Genomic DNA, 13,273 nt, shown 5'->3' with positions numbered 1-13,273 from the left:
ACCTACGAAACTCACAGCTCGTAACCTCGCGGAGTGATCATCAGGCCATCGCGTACAAAGGTGGTTTTGTTACCGACAATCACCAGGCTGGTCATATCAACCGGTTCAAAGTCCATCTCACCAAAAGTGGTCAGCCATTTTTGTTCTTTCTTACGCCCAGCCGCTTTCACCACGCCGACCGGCGTTTTTGCATCGGTAAACTCGCGCATTAATTCGAAAGCCCGCGCCAGATGCCCTTCGCGGCCACGGCTACGCGGGTTGTAGAAGCAAATAACAAAATCGGCAGACGCGGCGGCGATAATGCGTTTTTCGATAACCGGCCACGGCGTCAGCAAATCGCTGAGGCTGATATGGCAGAAATCGTGCATTAGCGGCGCGCCGAGCAAAGATGCGGCAGCGATACTGGCGGTAATGCCCGCCACCAGCCGTACTTCAATGTCGAGCTTCTGGGATGTCACCAGCTCCAGCACCAGCCCGGCCATGCCGTAAATTCCGGCGTCGCCGCTGCTGATCAGCGCCACTTTGTGCCCGGCCTGCGCCAGTTCGATGGCGGTCTGGCAGCGCTCAATCTCTTTGCACATGCCGGTTTTGATCACCTGTTTGTCGCCGGTTAATGGCTTCACCAGGTGGGTATACGTTTTATAGCCGACGACAATTTCCGCTTCTTGCAGGGCAGCAATGGCTTCCTGGGTCATCATCGCTTCGCTGCCGGGGCCAATGCCGATTACCGTTAACATCTGTCTGAAACTCCTAAAGTTATGGTGACGCCCTGTTGTTTCAGGGTGTTGCCCACCAGTTTGCCGTCGCTCATGAGCCACGCCGCTGGTTGTGACACGCTGCCGACGCCGACGGTGGCGCGCACAAATTCCGAGGCCGGAAAGCGCTGTTCGTGCAGGGCGAGTTGGTCAACGCTGTAAATGTTGAAAGGGATTTGCAGGCTGCGCGCCAGTTCCAGCAGCGCTGGTTCGTCTTTTTTAAGGGCGATACTGCCGATGGCACGCAGCGCCAGTGGATCAAAATGGTTTTCTAGCAGGTGCTGATTTAATAATTCTGCGACGATTTGCGGCGGCGTATCGCGGCGGCAACCGATGCCCGCAACAATACGTTTTGGCACCAGTTTGAATAGCTGAATAGTTTGTGGCGGCAGTTCGTTACGCAGCGTGACGCAGACCAGCGCATCGAGTTCTGGTAATGCCTCGAGGTTTTCAACCGCGATAAAACCTCGGGTGTCGTAAAGTGCGGCGCTGCTCGCAAAATCTGCATCCCACCACAGGCCAACACGCTGGTTGCTCACCAGCATTTGATTCACGGTTTTTACCGCCAGGCGGAAATCTTTAAGCGTGGCATCAAGCCTGGCCGCCAGCGTGTCGAGTGCCGCCAGATGGTTAACATCAGTCGCCGTGGTGATCACCGGGTCAGCACCTAAACTGCCCGCTAACTGGCGCGTGAGATCGTTCGCGCCGCCCAAATGCCCGGAGAGCAGGCTGATGACGTGCTCGCCGCGTTCGTCCATCACCACCACCGCCGGGTCGTGGAGTTTGTCGCTTAACAGCGGCGCAATCACCCGCACCACTATTCCCGTGGCGGCAATAAACACCAGCGCGGAATATTGGCTAAATGCCTGCTGAACCGTCTGCGCGAAGCTTTCGCCAAAGGGAATAAAGCCCGGTTGCAGCAGTTTTTCGCTGGTAAAACAGGTGAGCGGCAACGCCGTTTGCAGTCGCTGCGCCAACGTCACGCCGCCGGGCGTCAGGCAGAACAGCGCAATCGTCTCAGGCTTTGCGGTATTCATGGCTGAACCCTGCGTCGTAGAGTTTGGAATAGTGATACTCCTCGCCCAAAAATGCCCCGACCATAATCAGCGCGGTTTTACGAATGCCTGCGTCACGCACTTTATCGGCGATATCAATTAATGTGCCGCGCAATTCCTGGCAGTCTGGCCACGTCGCTTTGTAGACCACGGCAACGGGCGTATCCGCCGGATAACCGCCTTCGATTAACCGCTCCGCCACGCGATTAATGCGTTGCACGGAAAGGAAAATCGCCATCGAGGTTTGGTGTCTGGCAAATGACTCAAGCTGCTCGAGCGGCGGCATCGGCGTGCGGCCTTCAATGCGCGTGATGATCAGGCTTTGGGAAACTTCCGGCACGGTGTATTCCACGCCAAGTTGCGCGGCGGCTCCCAAAAATGCGCTGACGCCCGGCACCGAAACGTAGCCGATGCCGAGTTTAGTGAGCATTTCGCCCTGCTCGCGAATAGAGCCGTAAAGGGAGAGATCGCCGGTTTGCAGGCGCACCACCAGCTTCCCGGCTTTTACGCCGTTTTCCATAAGCTCGATAATTTGTTCAAGATTGAGCGCGGCGCTGTCGTGGCATTCGGTGCCTGGCTGGCAATAATCCAGCAGCTCAGGGTTGATCAGCGATCCGGCGTAGATCACCACTTGCGCCTGTTGCAGCACGCGGTAGCCTTTCAGGGTGATCAGCTCTTTATCGCCCGGCCCTGCGCCGACAAACCAGACTTTGCGGGTATCAAAAACGTCAGTCATGGGATTGTTCCTTGCTGCAAGAAATCAAATAAGTGGGATTGTTCGGTTTGAAGTAGTGGCCACTGCCCAGCGCCGCCAGCGTCGAAACTTGCAGTTGCAGGCAGTCGAAATCGCGAATGGCGCACTGCTCAAGGTGAGTTAACGCGCAGGTTAAATTTTCCATCAGGATGAAGGTCATCACTAAACGCCCGCCGGGATACAAATGCGCCAACGACCAGTCGATAAGCTCGGTAAGTTGCCCGCCGCTGCCGCCGATAAACACCGCGTCGGCCATCACATCCAGCTCAACGGGTGCGTAGCCGCTGATAATGTCCACGTTCGGGCAGGCGAAAAGTTCGCGGTTTTCCGCCATCAAAACCAGCGCGTCGGGGTTGCGTTCAATCGCCGAAACCTGCAAGTCCGGGTAACGAATTGCCGCCTCAAGCGAGACGCTGCCCGTTCCCGCGCCGATGTCGATCAACCGCCGCGCGTGCTGAAGCTGTAACCTTTCCAGCGCCTGAGTGCGCACCACTTCTTTGGTCATCGGCACGCGTGCGCCGCGTAAAAACAGATCATCTTTCATTGAGGATTAACACCACGTTCATCTCGTAAGACTGCGCCACATCGCTGGCGCGCAGGGAATGGATTCGTTCATCGGGGGACGACAGGTTTTCGCCAATAATCAAAGTGGGGTTCAGGCCACGTGCGAGCAAAGCTTGGGCGATGGCATAAGGGCCGATGATTTTGTCAGTCACCATCGCCACTTTTTGGTGCGCGGCGATGGCATTGAAATCAGGTTCGCGTCCGTGGCTGCTGGTTATCCATAAGTCATTCATATCCACCGCCGCTCTGGCGCACAGATATTGAATCGAGCTAATGCCGGGGATAATGCACAGCTCTGCGGTCGTGAAATTCGCCGACAATAGTTTGCCGATGCCGTAAATCAACGGGTCACCGGAAGCCAGAACCACGATGTTTTGGTTGATATGCTCGCGCAGCCAGTCGATTAAGCCGTCGAGGTCGCTATCTAACAGGCGATTTTGTGCGCCGAGATGAGCATATAAATCCAGGTGACGAGCGCCGCCCACCAGAATTTGCGCGTTGTTAATGGCGGCCTGCCCCTGGAGAGTCAGTAATTGGGCAGCGCTTGGGCCAATTCCGACGACAGTCAGCATCGCTTTTCTCCAGCCAGATCCTGAGCAATTTCGGCAATCGGGCGGTTGCTGCCCAACACCTGGTTATCGAACGAGAACATAATCGCATCGCACTTTGGCGGCGATTGCGTGAAGCGCAGCATCTCTTCGATGCGCTCACAAATGCGAATGGCCAGCCGTTCAAACACGCTCTGCCAGCCTTGTTCGGTGATGATTTCAAGCGCGGCTTCGGTGGTGTCACAAAGGCTGACGGCGGTGAGTAATTCAAGCGGCGCGCCCATTAATGCCAGGTGCGCGACCAGTGTTTCCATGCGCCCGTCGGCAATGTGGCTGTGGGTGTGGAAGATTCCGGCGGCGATTTTCACCAGTTTGCCGGGGTGGCCAATCAACACGATGTGGCGATATTCGAGGCGCACCGCTTCCTGAATCATGTAGCCGACGAAGTTACTCATCGTCACCACGCATTCGCCATCGAGCTGCAACTGTTCACGCACGAAGCGTTCGCCGTGATTGCCCGGCACCAGAATCACTTTGTCCAGCCCTGCGGCGCGTTTCATTTCCAGCTCCAGCGCCAGCGAGCGTTTCCAGCTTTCTTCGGACATCGGCATCACAATGCCGGTGGTGCCAATAATCGAAATGCCGCCGAGAATACCGAGCCGATGGTTGTAGGTTTTCTTCGCTCGCTCTTCCCCTTCCGGGGCAAAAATTTCGATATCCGCGCCCCGTTCAGTACCAATGACTTCACGCACGGCGGCTTCGATAGTCTGGCGCGGAGTGCGGTTAATCGCCGATTCGCCGATGGGCAAACCGATACCTTTGCGTGTGACTTTGCCAATCCCATTGCCGCCGCAAAGCGTGATAACACCGCTGTCGTTTAGCTGCACGCGGGCAAAAATCAACATGCCGTGGGTGGCGTCAACGTCGTCTCCGCCGTCTTTGCGGATCGCCGCCGTCGCCTGCTGGCCTTCAATCATCGGCATTTCAACGCTCAGTTGCAGCGTGACGCCAGAAGGCGTAACGATAGAAACCTGGTCGATCACGTGTTGGCGCAACACCATTAGCGCAGCGACTTTCGCCGCAGCAGTGGCACACGATCCGGTGGTGTAACCTTTGCGATACGCCTTGCCTTTATGCCAGACGCAATCGGCTTGCTGCTCGCTCACCCCGCCTCCCGCATGCGGTAAAGCAGCGCGTTGACAATCGCGGCTGCGACGTTGCTACCGCCTTTGCGCCCACGAGCGGCAATGGCTGGCAGGCCACTTTCCACCAAAGCCTCTTTGGATTCCTCGGCACCGACAAATCCGACCGGCACGCCGATAACGGCTGACGGTTTGGCCTCTTTTTCGAGTAACCGGAACAGCGCGGTGGGCGCATTACCGAAGACAAAAACCTTCTCGCCCTCTTCCTGCAAGGCGAGATCGACCGCCGCCATTGAGCGCGTAATGCCCTGTTCTTTAGCATGAGCCACCACACGCGGGTCGCTGATATAACAGCGGCAACTGCATCCAAACTCCGCCAGCAGCGTTTTGTTGATGCCGGATAACGCCATGGTGGTGTCGGTGTAAAGCGTGCAGCCACGCTGCAAACTTGCGGTTAATTGCTCGATGACATCAGGCGAAAACCACAGAATATCCAGCCATTCAAAATCGGCGGTGGTGTGAATCACGCGTTTAATCATCGCCTCTTGAGTGGCGTCGTTAAAACGATAGTCCGGGCGCTCGGCGGCAATAATTTCGCTAATGATTTCAAAACTATGCTGTTCAATAAGTTGCGGTTGTTGCAGGTAATTCATGTTGAATCCTTAAGCGATGCCCAGCGTGAGTGTGCGCAGTGCGGCAAACAGCAGCAAAGCGAAAAACGAAGCCAACATCATGAGTTGAATGGTGCGGGGAATGTCGTCGAGCGCGATGTCGCGCTGAGCGTCCCCAATCCACGGCTTTTCTACCCGTTCGCCGAAATAGAGGTTCGGGCCGCCGAGGCGAATCCCTAGCGCGCCAGCAACCGTGGCTTCAGGCCAGGCACAGTTTGGGCTGCTGTGTTGGTAACGGTCGCGCCAGCCGATGCGCAGGGCCTGGCGCGAGTTGGCGCGTAAACAAAAAGCGGCAATGCTCAGAAGCAGCCAGCTCAACCGGGCGGGAATGAAATTGGCGAGATCGTCGAGTTTTGCGCTGACAAAACCGATGGCGCGGTATTTTTCCGTTTTGTAGCCGACCATGGAATCGAGCGTGTTGATGGCTTTGTAGGCCATCGCCAGCGGTGCGCCGCCGAGCATTAAGAAAAACAGCGGCGCAATCACGCCATCGACGCTGTTTTCTGCCACGGTTTCCACCACGGCGCGGGTGATTTGCGGGCGTTCGAGCTGCGAGGTATCGCGCCCGACAATCCATGATAGCTTTTCGCGGCTCTGTTCAAGGGTGCCATTTTTCAGGGCGCAGTAGACTTCGAGGGCGGCGTCGCTCAGGCAACGCGCGGCGAGCACGGTGTAAATCATCCACACTTCGACCAGCCAGCCGAGCCATGGATGCACGAGGTTTGCGAGGTGCAATATTCCCCAACTCACCCCCCAGCTTATGCCAACGACCACCAGCCACAGCACGCCGCCGCCGATTTTCAGAGCGCGATAGCTTTTGCATAACCGACGAATCAGACGCTGAGAAACGTTAATCAGGTTGCCTATCCAGCGCACCGGATGCGGCCAGTTCGGCGGGTCGCCGAGCCAGTAATCCAGCAGCCAGGCCACGCCCCAGGCGAGTAATGTCACAGATGATTCCTCGCAAGCGTTAACCAGTGATTGAGCATTTCCGGGCGTTGCGCGAAATGAACGTGCAGATAGCTGGCGAAAGTGGTCTCGTGTTGGAAGCCGCCCTGCCAGCGGGAAATCGCGACACCATCGCGCCATTTGCAGCAATCGAGCGCGGCGGGTAATGGGCCGTTGAAATCGGAATAGTGGAATTCGTGGCCGCGTAGGGTTTCGCCCTTTTTAGCCAGCAAAGTGTCTTGTTTGGCGGTGGCTTCACAGTAGCCAAACCGCGTCAGGCGTTTGCCCATCTGGCTATGGCCGGGGAGCACGCCGCACATGGCGTGAGTTTCACCGTCGCCGTCGGTTAATGATTCCCCGAGATACATCAACCCGCCACATTCGGCGTAGATAGGGATGCGTTGCTGATGAGCGTGCTGTATGGATTCGAGCATGCGGGTGTTTGCCGCGAGTTTTGCGCCATGGACTTCCGGGTAGCCGCCGCCGAGCCAGACCATCTGGCAATCAGGCAGCGTGCGGTCATGAAGCGGGCTGAAACGCTGGATCTTCACCCCGGCCTGCTCGAGCATCTCGAGGTTATCCGGGTAGTAAAAGTTAAAGGCTTCGTCTTCGGCGAGGGCAAGGGTCAGCCCGTCGGCTAATGCGGAATTGGGGATTGCGGGGGCGTCGCCTTCAGGGAGAGTGTTCAGGCGAGATAACGCCAGCAGACGATCGATATTGATCGTTTCTTCGAGCTGCTTCGCAAGTTGCTGCCAGCGAACATCCTGCGGGGCATTTTCTTGTGCGGGAACCAGGCCGAGATGGCGCGAGGGCAATTCCACATCTGCCATCACCGGCACGCGCCCTAAAACGGGCAGCCCGCAAAAACGGGTAATCGCCTCGGCAAGCAGTTGATAATGGCTGTCGCTATTCACGCGATTGAGGATCACACCCGCGATATTGAGCGACGGATCAAATTGCTGGAAGCCCATCACCGTGGCGGCGATGGAGGTGGAAACCGCTTTGCCGTCCACCAGCAATATCACCGGGCAGCCGAGCTGTTTTGCCATCGCAGCGCTGCTGCAATAGTTCGGGTCGGTGCCGTAGCCGTCGTAAAGCCCCATCACGCCTTCGATGACCGCCACGTCCGCCTGTTGCATTTGCCGGTTAAACAAACCATTGAGTGTGGCCGTCGGCAGCATGAACGCATCAAGATTGCGCGAGGTCACGCCGGACACCGCGCTGTGCCAGCCGCTGTCGAGGTAATCGGGGCCGATTTTGAAAGGCTGGACGCGCAGACCACGCGCAATTAGGGCGCGGAGCAGCCCAAGCGTGACGGTGGTTTTGCCACAGCCGCTGCTGGTTCCTGCAATAACGAATGCGTGTTTTGCTGCCCCTGCCATAGTTGCCTTTTTACGTCTGGGCAAAAAGCGGATGTCAGCACGTGCGCGCAACCGCAGGCCGCACGCATCTGATGACAACTAACTTCCCACCGAAGGAGTTGTTTAAAGTGAACAGACAAGTCGGTCTTCTGGCTTAGCGTCATTCTCGCCCGCCCTTCCCAATCGTGAGATCAGTGGTTACGCGGGTTCGTCGGCATCACAGCAGCGGGGGCTGCGGGGGAATGTCACCCCCTTCCCAGCCACATTAAATCCTTCATACTTCAAGTTGCAGGTGCGTTGGCTTTCCTCGCTCACCCCAGTCACTTACTAGAGTAAGCTCCAGGGGATTCGCTGCGTCGCCGCCTTCCTGCCTCTCGAATTATTTTGGATTTATATATATGGCATAAACGAGTCAGTTGTAACGTGCATGACACTCAAACTATCATGCGCGTGAATATATAAAAGCTCGAACAGTGTAAAAGCTAATAGATAGCGAGTGTTGCGCTATAACAATTTTTATTGATTTTTTAAGCCTTGTGGCGAAGAAACAAGATGAGATCTTTGATGAAAGAGAGTTGCCACTGTTATGGCTGAAGCAAGCTGCCCGGCGTCCTGCGGTGAACTGATTCAGGGCTGGATTGGCGGCGGGGAAAAACTGGTGTCATGCCCTGTTGACTGGTTTAGCACCGCTGAAGTACGTGAAGGCCCGAGGATTAGCGAAGAGCGCCCGCGAATGCGCCTGATGCTGGAGCGGGTTGTGGCGCATTTTGGCTGGCCTGTTTCAGTGGCAGACAGCTTGAGCATAACGCTTGAATCAACGATCCCGGTGGGTAAAGGTCTGGCGAGTAGTACCGCAGATATCGCTGCAACGGCTGTGGCAACCGCCCGGCATTTGGGCGAAACCCTTGATGAATCCACGCTGGCGGCGTTGTGCGTGCAGATCGAACCCACGGACAGCACCATTTTTCGCATGCCGACGCTGTTTGATCATCTTAATGCCCAGACTCAGATTAGCTGCCAGGCCGCTCCTGAATTGGATTTATTGATTCTGGAAAGTCACACAACACTGCTGACGGAGGATTATCGCCGTCAGCAGCGCGAACCTGCCTTACGGCGCAATGCTGAGATTCTGGATAGCGCCTGGCTGAAATTACAACGCGCTTGCCAACAGCAAGATCCTCTTTTGCTTGGGGAAGCCGCGACATTGAGCGCCATTGCCAGTCAGCAGTTGCTGGAAAAACCGCTGTTTTCGCAGCTGCTGGCATTGATTGAAGAGTTTGATTTGTACGGGCTGAATGTCGCACACAGCGGCAGCGTGGTGGGTTTGATGCTCGATACAAGCAAGCATGATGTTGAGAAGTTGCTCTGGCAGATAAAACGCCTGGATGTTGATTCGCACTACCCGCGCCAGCATTTGGTGAAGATGGTTGAGGGCGGAGTGCGCTAAGTTCAGGCGAAAAAAAACCGCCGAATCGGCGGTTTCTGCACGCAAAAAGCGTTTACCCTAAATAATTCGCGTTGCATCAAGGCGGCAAGTGAACGAATCCCGATGAGCTTACATAAGTAAGTGATTCGGGTAAGTGAGCGCAGCCAACGCAGAGGCAGCTCGAAGTATGACGGGTAAAATTATTCAGGCTTAATTTCGCCCATCACTTTCAGCTTTTTGGAAATTTCACGACGCTCTTTAGAAAGCTCAGCGTTCTTGATGATGTAGTCATCAACGCGGTCTTCGTAGTCGGTTTTCATGCTGGCGATGATGCCCTGGATAGCTTCAATGCTCATACCCGGCTTGATGTAGTCGCTCAGGTTGTCGAGCAGCAGAACGCGTTTTGAGTTATCACGGATCTTTTTCTGCACGTCCTGGATTTCACGTTGCAGTTTGTTTTTACGACGGAACAGACGCACGAACTCAAGCACGTCCTGGAAAGATGGTTTGGTTGGTTCCATTTTTATACCCCTGCTAATTTCATACTCGGATTCGTTAAATAACGATTCATTACGTTAACGGTCATCGACTTACCTTAATGGTAGCGATGCCCGCTGACAATGTCATTCTTCAAGCTGCATGGCGATTAGCTGCAACCCGAACATACAGGCGATGGGTCTCTTTCGCTATCTTAACCTCAATTGGTGCTGAATCGAAACCAGCAATTCGCATCATGCTAAGCAATTATTTGCGTAACGCGCGGCAGATCAACTGTGAGAGCAATTCCAGTTGACGGGCGAGCTCCAGGCTCAACCAAACGTAGCCGTGAATGGGGGTTTCCTGAAGTTTCCCATTCTGCCCCTCTTGCATCAACTGACGCAGTTCACTGACGATTTCCGTGAGTTTTTCGTGATTGGCAGAAATTGGCGACGGGTTGCCGTCATGCAAAGCCAGCGCAATAGCCGCGAGTGTGCGTTGTGTCATCTGCTGGGTGTCGCGCAGCGTATGGGCGTTAATCATCAGGAAATGGCTTTCTCGTGATGCCCAGTAAGCGTTAATTTGCAGCTCAAGCGTACACACCATGTTGCGGCTGACGGTTTGTATCGCTTCAAAAATGGTTTTCTGAATGTGAGTTTCTTTGCTGCTCGGCCCAATCAAAGCACGCATTTTGACCACATCGCTTAACACTTGGCGCAGATGCTTTTCCAGCCGTGGGCGCTCCAGTAAGTTTGGAGAAAAACCGGCGTTATATACCCGGCCAAACGCGGTGACGAAGTTCGCCATTTGGATGCGCCAGTGAATGAAGGCACGCTGCGGGTAAATGCTGGTGAAGAGCATCGCCAGTAGCGAACCGAAGATAACGTCACCGCTGCGCCACATCGCAATTTCCATATCACCCGCGGGCGCGCCAACAACCACGGCAAGTGTGATACCAATCAGCAAAGCCTGGTACGGACGTTTTCCCAGCGCCAGGTAGCCGCAGATAAACATCGCCAGCGCGCACCACACCAACATCAAAGGCAGTGAAAACAGCTCAAGCTTGAGCGCAACCAGCCCCATGGTGGCGCCGCAAATGGTGCCACCAATACGCTCGAAAGCGCGTGGAACAACGTTTCCCCAGAAGGAAATCGGCCCCATGACGACCACAAGAGTAATGAGTGGCCAGGTGCCTTCAGGGACTTTCAGAAGATGGACGATAAGAAAAGTGAGAACAAATGCCAGCGCGATACGCACGCCATGCACGACTCGGTAGTTGCGATAAACGCGGAGCTCAAACGGGCTTAGTGATTTGTCGGGGCGCACACCCGGCTCTCCTGAAAAACAAAAACGGGATTGTACCTGTTTTTTTCTTACGGGTATCGCAATACTTAGGCTAACGTTTCTAATTAGTATCAAAGAATGCTTGCAAATGGAATACATAACAACTTTCGTAATACTCTAAATAATTAGCATTACTGCCAACCTACAACTCTAATTATTTAGAGCATTACAAAATCAAACCTGAAAAATTAAAACCCCGACGAAAGGAATGATTGATAAAAAATTCATCAATCATGTATTAAACTCAAGAAACAAGACAACAATTTATTAACCCAGTTTTCAGGCAACTAATAAACCCGAACATTGTTTATAATGTCCATCAACAAAAACTAGCATTTGTCATTATGCCAAACTATTATATTCCATATTATTTCAACAGTAAAAAACTGAGGTAAAAATGAAATTGTATGGCATCGCTGGAGCCGGTGGTTTTGGTCGAGAAGTCATCCCCATTGTCAAACAGATGATTAACGATCTACCGCACGGGCATTCTACTGAAGTTGTTTTCATCCTTGAAACCTCAGAAACCTCAGAAATAAATGGCTACAAAGTCCTTTCACAACAAGAATTTATAAACTCATCTCATGATGAAAAGTTTTTTAATGTTGCTATCGCTGATAGTAAGATCAGAGAGCGAATTGCCAATCTGCTGATTGAGGCAGGCGCGGTGCCATTCACAGTAACGCACCAAAATACTGTCATTTATACTGAGTCTGAGATTCATCCAAGTGCAATTTTATGCCCTTTTGTTACAGTTACGGCTAATGCCAAAATCGGTAAATTTTTCCATGCTAACGTCCACTCCTACATTGCACACGATTGTGTAATCGGGGATTACGTCACGTTTGCGCCGGGTGTAAGATGCAATGGTAGTGTAACCATTGAAGATCATGCGTACATTGGAGCAGGCGCTGTTATCAAGCAGGGCACAGCAAACAGACCTGTAGTGATCGGCGCTGGGGCTGTTGTCGGCATGGGTGCTGTAGTGACAAAAAGTGTCCCCCCTGGCATCACGGTTATGGGTAATCCAGCTAAACCCAAAGCAATTATCGAATAAGCAATAATATTCATCCCCGAGAAAAAGAAAAACTAGAAACATAACTCAGAATACCGCTAATTTATTATTAGCGGTATTCTGTAAAGCGCATTAGCTTTTTCTGGCAACCGGAATAAACATGTCTATTTCCCAGACGCCACTTTCTGAACCGTCATTCAAATAGTGTTCGAAACACGGTTTCCCGGTTATCTGATAACGCTCATCCTCAAGCAGGCTGTCAAAGAACAGGTTCCACGGCTTGGCAAAATCACCGTCATCAACACGGGCACGCGCCACCGCATACTGTCCGGCTTCTATTTTGGTAGTGATAACGCCTTCACTGTTTTCAGGCACGGTGAAGTTTTCAGGCACCGAGACAACCGTATCGCAACGCAGTTTTTCCGCTGGCACGACGTCGGGGTTATCGTAATAAACGGCCAGCCACTCTTCCCCGGCAATTTTGTGTGTTTTCACCCACAAGGCGAGCTGCTCAAACCCTTGATGAACCGTCTTTTCCCACGGCCCTACCATATGAAAACCGGCTACTTTACGCTCGGGCACTTGCTGTACGTTAAATTCCATATGACCTCCTGACTCAATTAAAAAACACTGTATGTTTATACACCACTGAATTGCAGGGAAACAGTCCTTTGTCAGGGTGATGTGGTTACTTTGCGAGCAGGATCGCTTTTCGCAAATCTTTCGCTAATAGATCTTAGTCCAAACAAAAAAATGGGCCGACATTGCCGCCGACCCAGGAGTGATACAAATCTTTGCGTAGGCCGGATAAGCGCCTGCTTCATCCGTCAATACCGGTGAAAATGGTGGATGACGCTATCGGTACAAACCGGACACCTAGGTAACACTTTAGACCGGACACATGGGTAACAGTTATAAACGGCATAGCAGAGGAGACTCACTATGCCCTGGACTGAGACCCGACCCATGCAACGTCTTGATTTCATCCGTGCCTGCCACGCAGGCACGGCTCCTGTTTCCGAACTGTGCCGCCACTTCGGTATCAGCCGCAAAACCGGGTATAAATGGCTGCAGCGTTTTAACCCCGACGACCCGGCCTCTCTTTTTGACCAGCCCCGCGCCCGCCTCACGCATGATGAACGCCTGCCCGCCGGGATTGTTCAGCAGCTTATCGATATGCGCGTACGGCACCCCGACTGGGGGCCGAAAAAAA

General features: G+C 53.7%; 15 protein-coding genes and 1 riboswitch. Of the genes, 3 read left to right on the top strand and 12 right to left on the bottom strand.

What is annotated here, in order from left to right:
• Window positions 1-11 precede the first annotated feature (11 nt).
• Genes D6029_RS14585 through D6029_RS14545 form a run of 9 tightly spaced genes read right to left on the bottom strand, consistent with a single transcriptional unit; the run spans window position 12 to window position 7,819 of the window.
• Window positions 12-737, bottom strand: coding sequence for a precorrin-3B C(17)-methyltransferase (locus D6029_RS14585; protein WP_120065447.1), 726 nt, complete (start codon window positions 735-737; stop codon window positions 12-14).
• Entirely contained in the window at window positions 731-1,792 is a 1,062-nt protein-coding gene (cbiG, locus tag D6029_RS14580) for a cobalt-precorrin 5A hydrolase (RefSeq protein ID WP_120065446.1), read from the bottom strand. Before cbiG ends, D6029_RS14585 begins: the two co-directional genes overlap by 7 nt.
• Window positions 1,773-2,546 (bottom strand): cobalt-precorrin-4 methyltransferase, encoded by a 774-nt coding sequence (locus D6029_RS14575; RefSeq protein ID WP_120065445.1) that lies wholly within the window; start codon window positions 2,544-2,546, stop codon window positions 1,773-1,775. Before D6029_RS14575 ends, cbiG begins: the two co-directional genes overlap by 20 nt.
• Entirely contained in the window at window positions 2,539-3,108 is a 570-nt protein-coding gene (locus tag D6029_RS14570) for a decarboxylating cobalt-precorrin-6B (C(15))-methyltransferase (protein ID WP_120065444.1), read from the bottom strand. Before D6029_RS14570 ends, D6029_RS14575 begins: the two co-directional genes overlap by 8 nt.
• A complete protein-coding gene (locus D6029_RS14565) occupies window positions 3,098-3,700 on the bottom strand; it encodes a cobalt-precorrin-7 (C(5))-methyltransferase (RefSeq protein WP_120065443.1) in 603 nt (200 codons plus the stop codon). Before D6029_RS14565 ends, D6029_RS14570 begins: the two co-directional genes overlap by 11 nt.
• Window positions 3,694-4,842: a cobalt-precorrin-5B (C(1))-methyltransferase CbiD gene (cbiD, locus tag D6029_RS14560; RefSeq protein WP_120065442.1), complete on the bottom strand. Its 1,149-nt coding sequence runs from the start codon at window positions 4,840-4,842 to the stop codon at window positions 3,694-3,696. Before cbiD ends, D6029_RS14565 begins: the two co-directional genes overlap by 7 nt.
• Complete coding sequence (locus D6029_RS14555) at window positions 4,839-5,471, bottom strand: cobalt-precorrin-8 methylmutase (RefSeq protein ID WP_120065441.1); 633 nt, start codon at window positions 5,469-5,471, stop codon at window positions 4,839-4,841. The genes cbiD and D6029_RS14555 overlap by 4 nt, the downstream gene beginning before the upstream one ends.
• A gap of 9 nt (window positions 5,472-5,480) precedes the next feature.
• Window positions 5,481-6,440: an adenosylcobinamide-phosphate synthase CbiB gene (cbiB, locus tag D6029_RS14550; protein ID WP_120065440.1), complete on the bottom strand. Its 960-nt coding sequence runs from the start codon at window positions 6,438-6,440 to the stop codon at window positions 5,481-5,483.
• A complete protein-coding gene (locus D6029_RS14545; RefSeq protein WP_120065439.1) occupies window positions 6,437-7,819 on the bottom strand; it encodes a cobyrinate a,c-diamide synthase in 1,383 nt (460 codons plus the stop codon). The genes cbiB and D6029_RS14545 overlap by 4 nt, the downstream gene beginning before the upstream one ends.
• Before the next feature lie 101 nt (window positions 7,820-7,920).
• Window positions 7,921-8,097: riboswitch (cobalamin riboswitch) on the bottom strand.
• 287 nt (window positions 8,098-8,384) lie between these two features.
• On the opposite strand from D6029_RS14545, the gene D6029_RS14535 reads away from it, so the two are divergent.
• Window positions 8,385-9,245: a GHMP family kinase ATP-binding protein gene (locus D6029_RS14535; protein ID WP_120065438.1), complete on the top strand. Its 861-nt coding sequence runs from the start codon at window positions 8,385-8,387 to the stop codon at window positions 9,243-9,245.
• Window positions 9,246-9,424: 179 nt separating this feature from the next.
• Here the strand turns inward: D6029_RS14535 and D6029_RS14530 are convergent, their stop codons facing one another.
• Window positions 9,425-9,745, bottom strand: a complete 321-nt coding sequence (locus D6029_RS14530) for a DUF496 family protein (RefSeq protein ID WP_064512128.1) — start codon at window positions 9,743-9,745, stop codon at window positions 9,425-9,427.
• Between the two features lie 223 nt (window positions 9,746-9,968).
• Window positions 9,969-11,027, bottom strand: coding sequence for an FUSC family protein (locus D6029_RS14525; protein ID WP_120065437.1), 1,059 nt, complete (start codon window positions 11,025-11,027; stop codon window positions 9,969-9,971).
• 415 nt (window positions 11,028-11,442) lie between these two features.
• On the opposite strand from D6029_RS14525, the gene D6029_RS14520 reads away from it, so the two are divergent.
• Window positions 11,443-12,102, top strand: a complete 660-nt coding sequence (locus D6029_RS14520) for an acetyltransferase (RefSeq protein WP_120065436.1) — start codon at window positions 11,443-11,445, stop codon at window positions 12,100-12,102.
• A gap of 90 nt (window positions 12,103-12,192) precedes the next feature.
• On the opposite strand, the gene sbmC is transcribed toward D6029_RS14520, so the two are convergent.
• On the bottom strand, window positions 12,193-12,663 hold the full coding sequence (gene sbmC / locus D6029_RS14515) for a DNA gyrase inhibitor SbmC (protein ID WP_120065435.1): 471 nt from the start codon (window positions 12,661-12,663) through the stop codon (window positions 12,193-12,195).
• A 339-nt stretch (window positions 12,664-13,002) separates the two neighbouring features.
• Here sbmC and D6029_RS14510 point away from each other — a divergent pair.
• On the top strand, window positions 13,003-13,273 hold a 271-nt coding region (locus D6029_RS14510; RefSeq protein WP_147365222.1), incomplete at its 3' end, for a helix-turn-helix domain-containing protein.

The sequence above is a fragment of the Buttiauxella izardii genome, from assembly GCF_003601925.1.
Classification (GTDB): Bacteria; Pseudomonadota; Gammaproteobacteria; order Enterobacterales; family Enterobacteriaceae; genus Buttiauxella; species Buttiauxella izardii.
Note: the sequence above shows the minus strand (reverse complement) of the source record. Positions and strands in the feature narration are given on the sequence as shown.

What these genes read in the sequence shown, in the direction of transcription:
- D6029_RS14585 (WP_120065447.1), bottom strand. Translation starts at nt 737, where the DNA reads ATGTTAACGGTAATCGGCATTGGCCCCGGCAGCGAAGCGATGATGACC.
- cbiG (WP_120065446.1), bottom strand. Translation starts at nt 1,792, where the DNA reads ATGAATACCGCAAAGCCTGAGACGATTGCGCTGTTCTGCCTGACGCCC.
- D6029_RS14570 (WP_120065444.1), bottom strand. Translation starts at nt 3,108, where the DNA reads ATGAAAGATGATCTGTTTTTACGCGGCGCACGCGTGCCGATGACCAAA.
- D6029_RS14520 (WP_120065436.1), top strand. Translation starts at nt 11,443, where the DNA reads ATGAAATTGTATGGCATCGCTGGAGCCGGTGGTTTTGGTCGAGAAGTC.
- D6029_RS14535 (WP_120065438.1), top strand. Translation starts at nt 8,385, where the DNA reads ATGGCTGAAGCAAGCTGCCCGGCGTCCTGCGGTGAACTGATTCAGGGC.
- sbmC (WP_120065435.1), bottom strand. Translation starts at nt 12,663, where the DNA reads ATGGAATTTAACGTACAGCAAGTGCCCGAGCGTAAAGTAGCCGGTTTT.
- D6029_RS14565 (WP_120065443.1), bottom strand. Translation starts at nt 3,700, where the DNA reads ATGCTGACTGTCGTCGGAATTGGCCCAAGCGCTGCCCAATTACTGACT.
- D6029_RS14575 (WP_120065445.1), bottom strand. Translation starts at nt 2,546, where the DNA reads ATGACTGACGTTTTTGATACCCGCAAAGTCTGGTTTGTCGGCGCAGGG.
- D6029_RS14545 (WP_120065439.1), bottom strand. Translation starts at nt 7,819, where the DNA reads ATGGCAGGGGCAGCAAAACACGCATTCGTTATTGCAGGAACCAGCAGC.
- D6029_RS14555 (WP_120065441.1), bottom strand. Translation starts at nt 5,471, where the DNA reads ATGAATTACCTGCAACAACCGCAACTTATTGAACAGCATAGTTTTGAA.
- D6029_RS14530 (WP_064512128.1), bottom strand. Translation starts at nt 9,745, where the DNA reads ATGGAACCAACCAAACCATCTTTCCAGGACGTGCTTGAGTTCGTGCGT.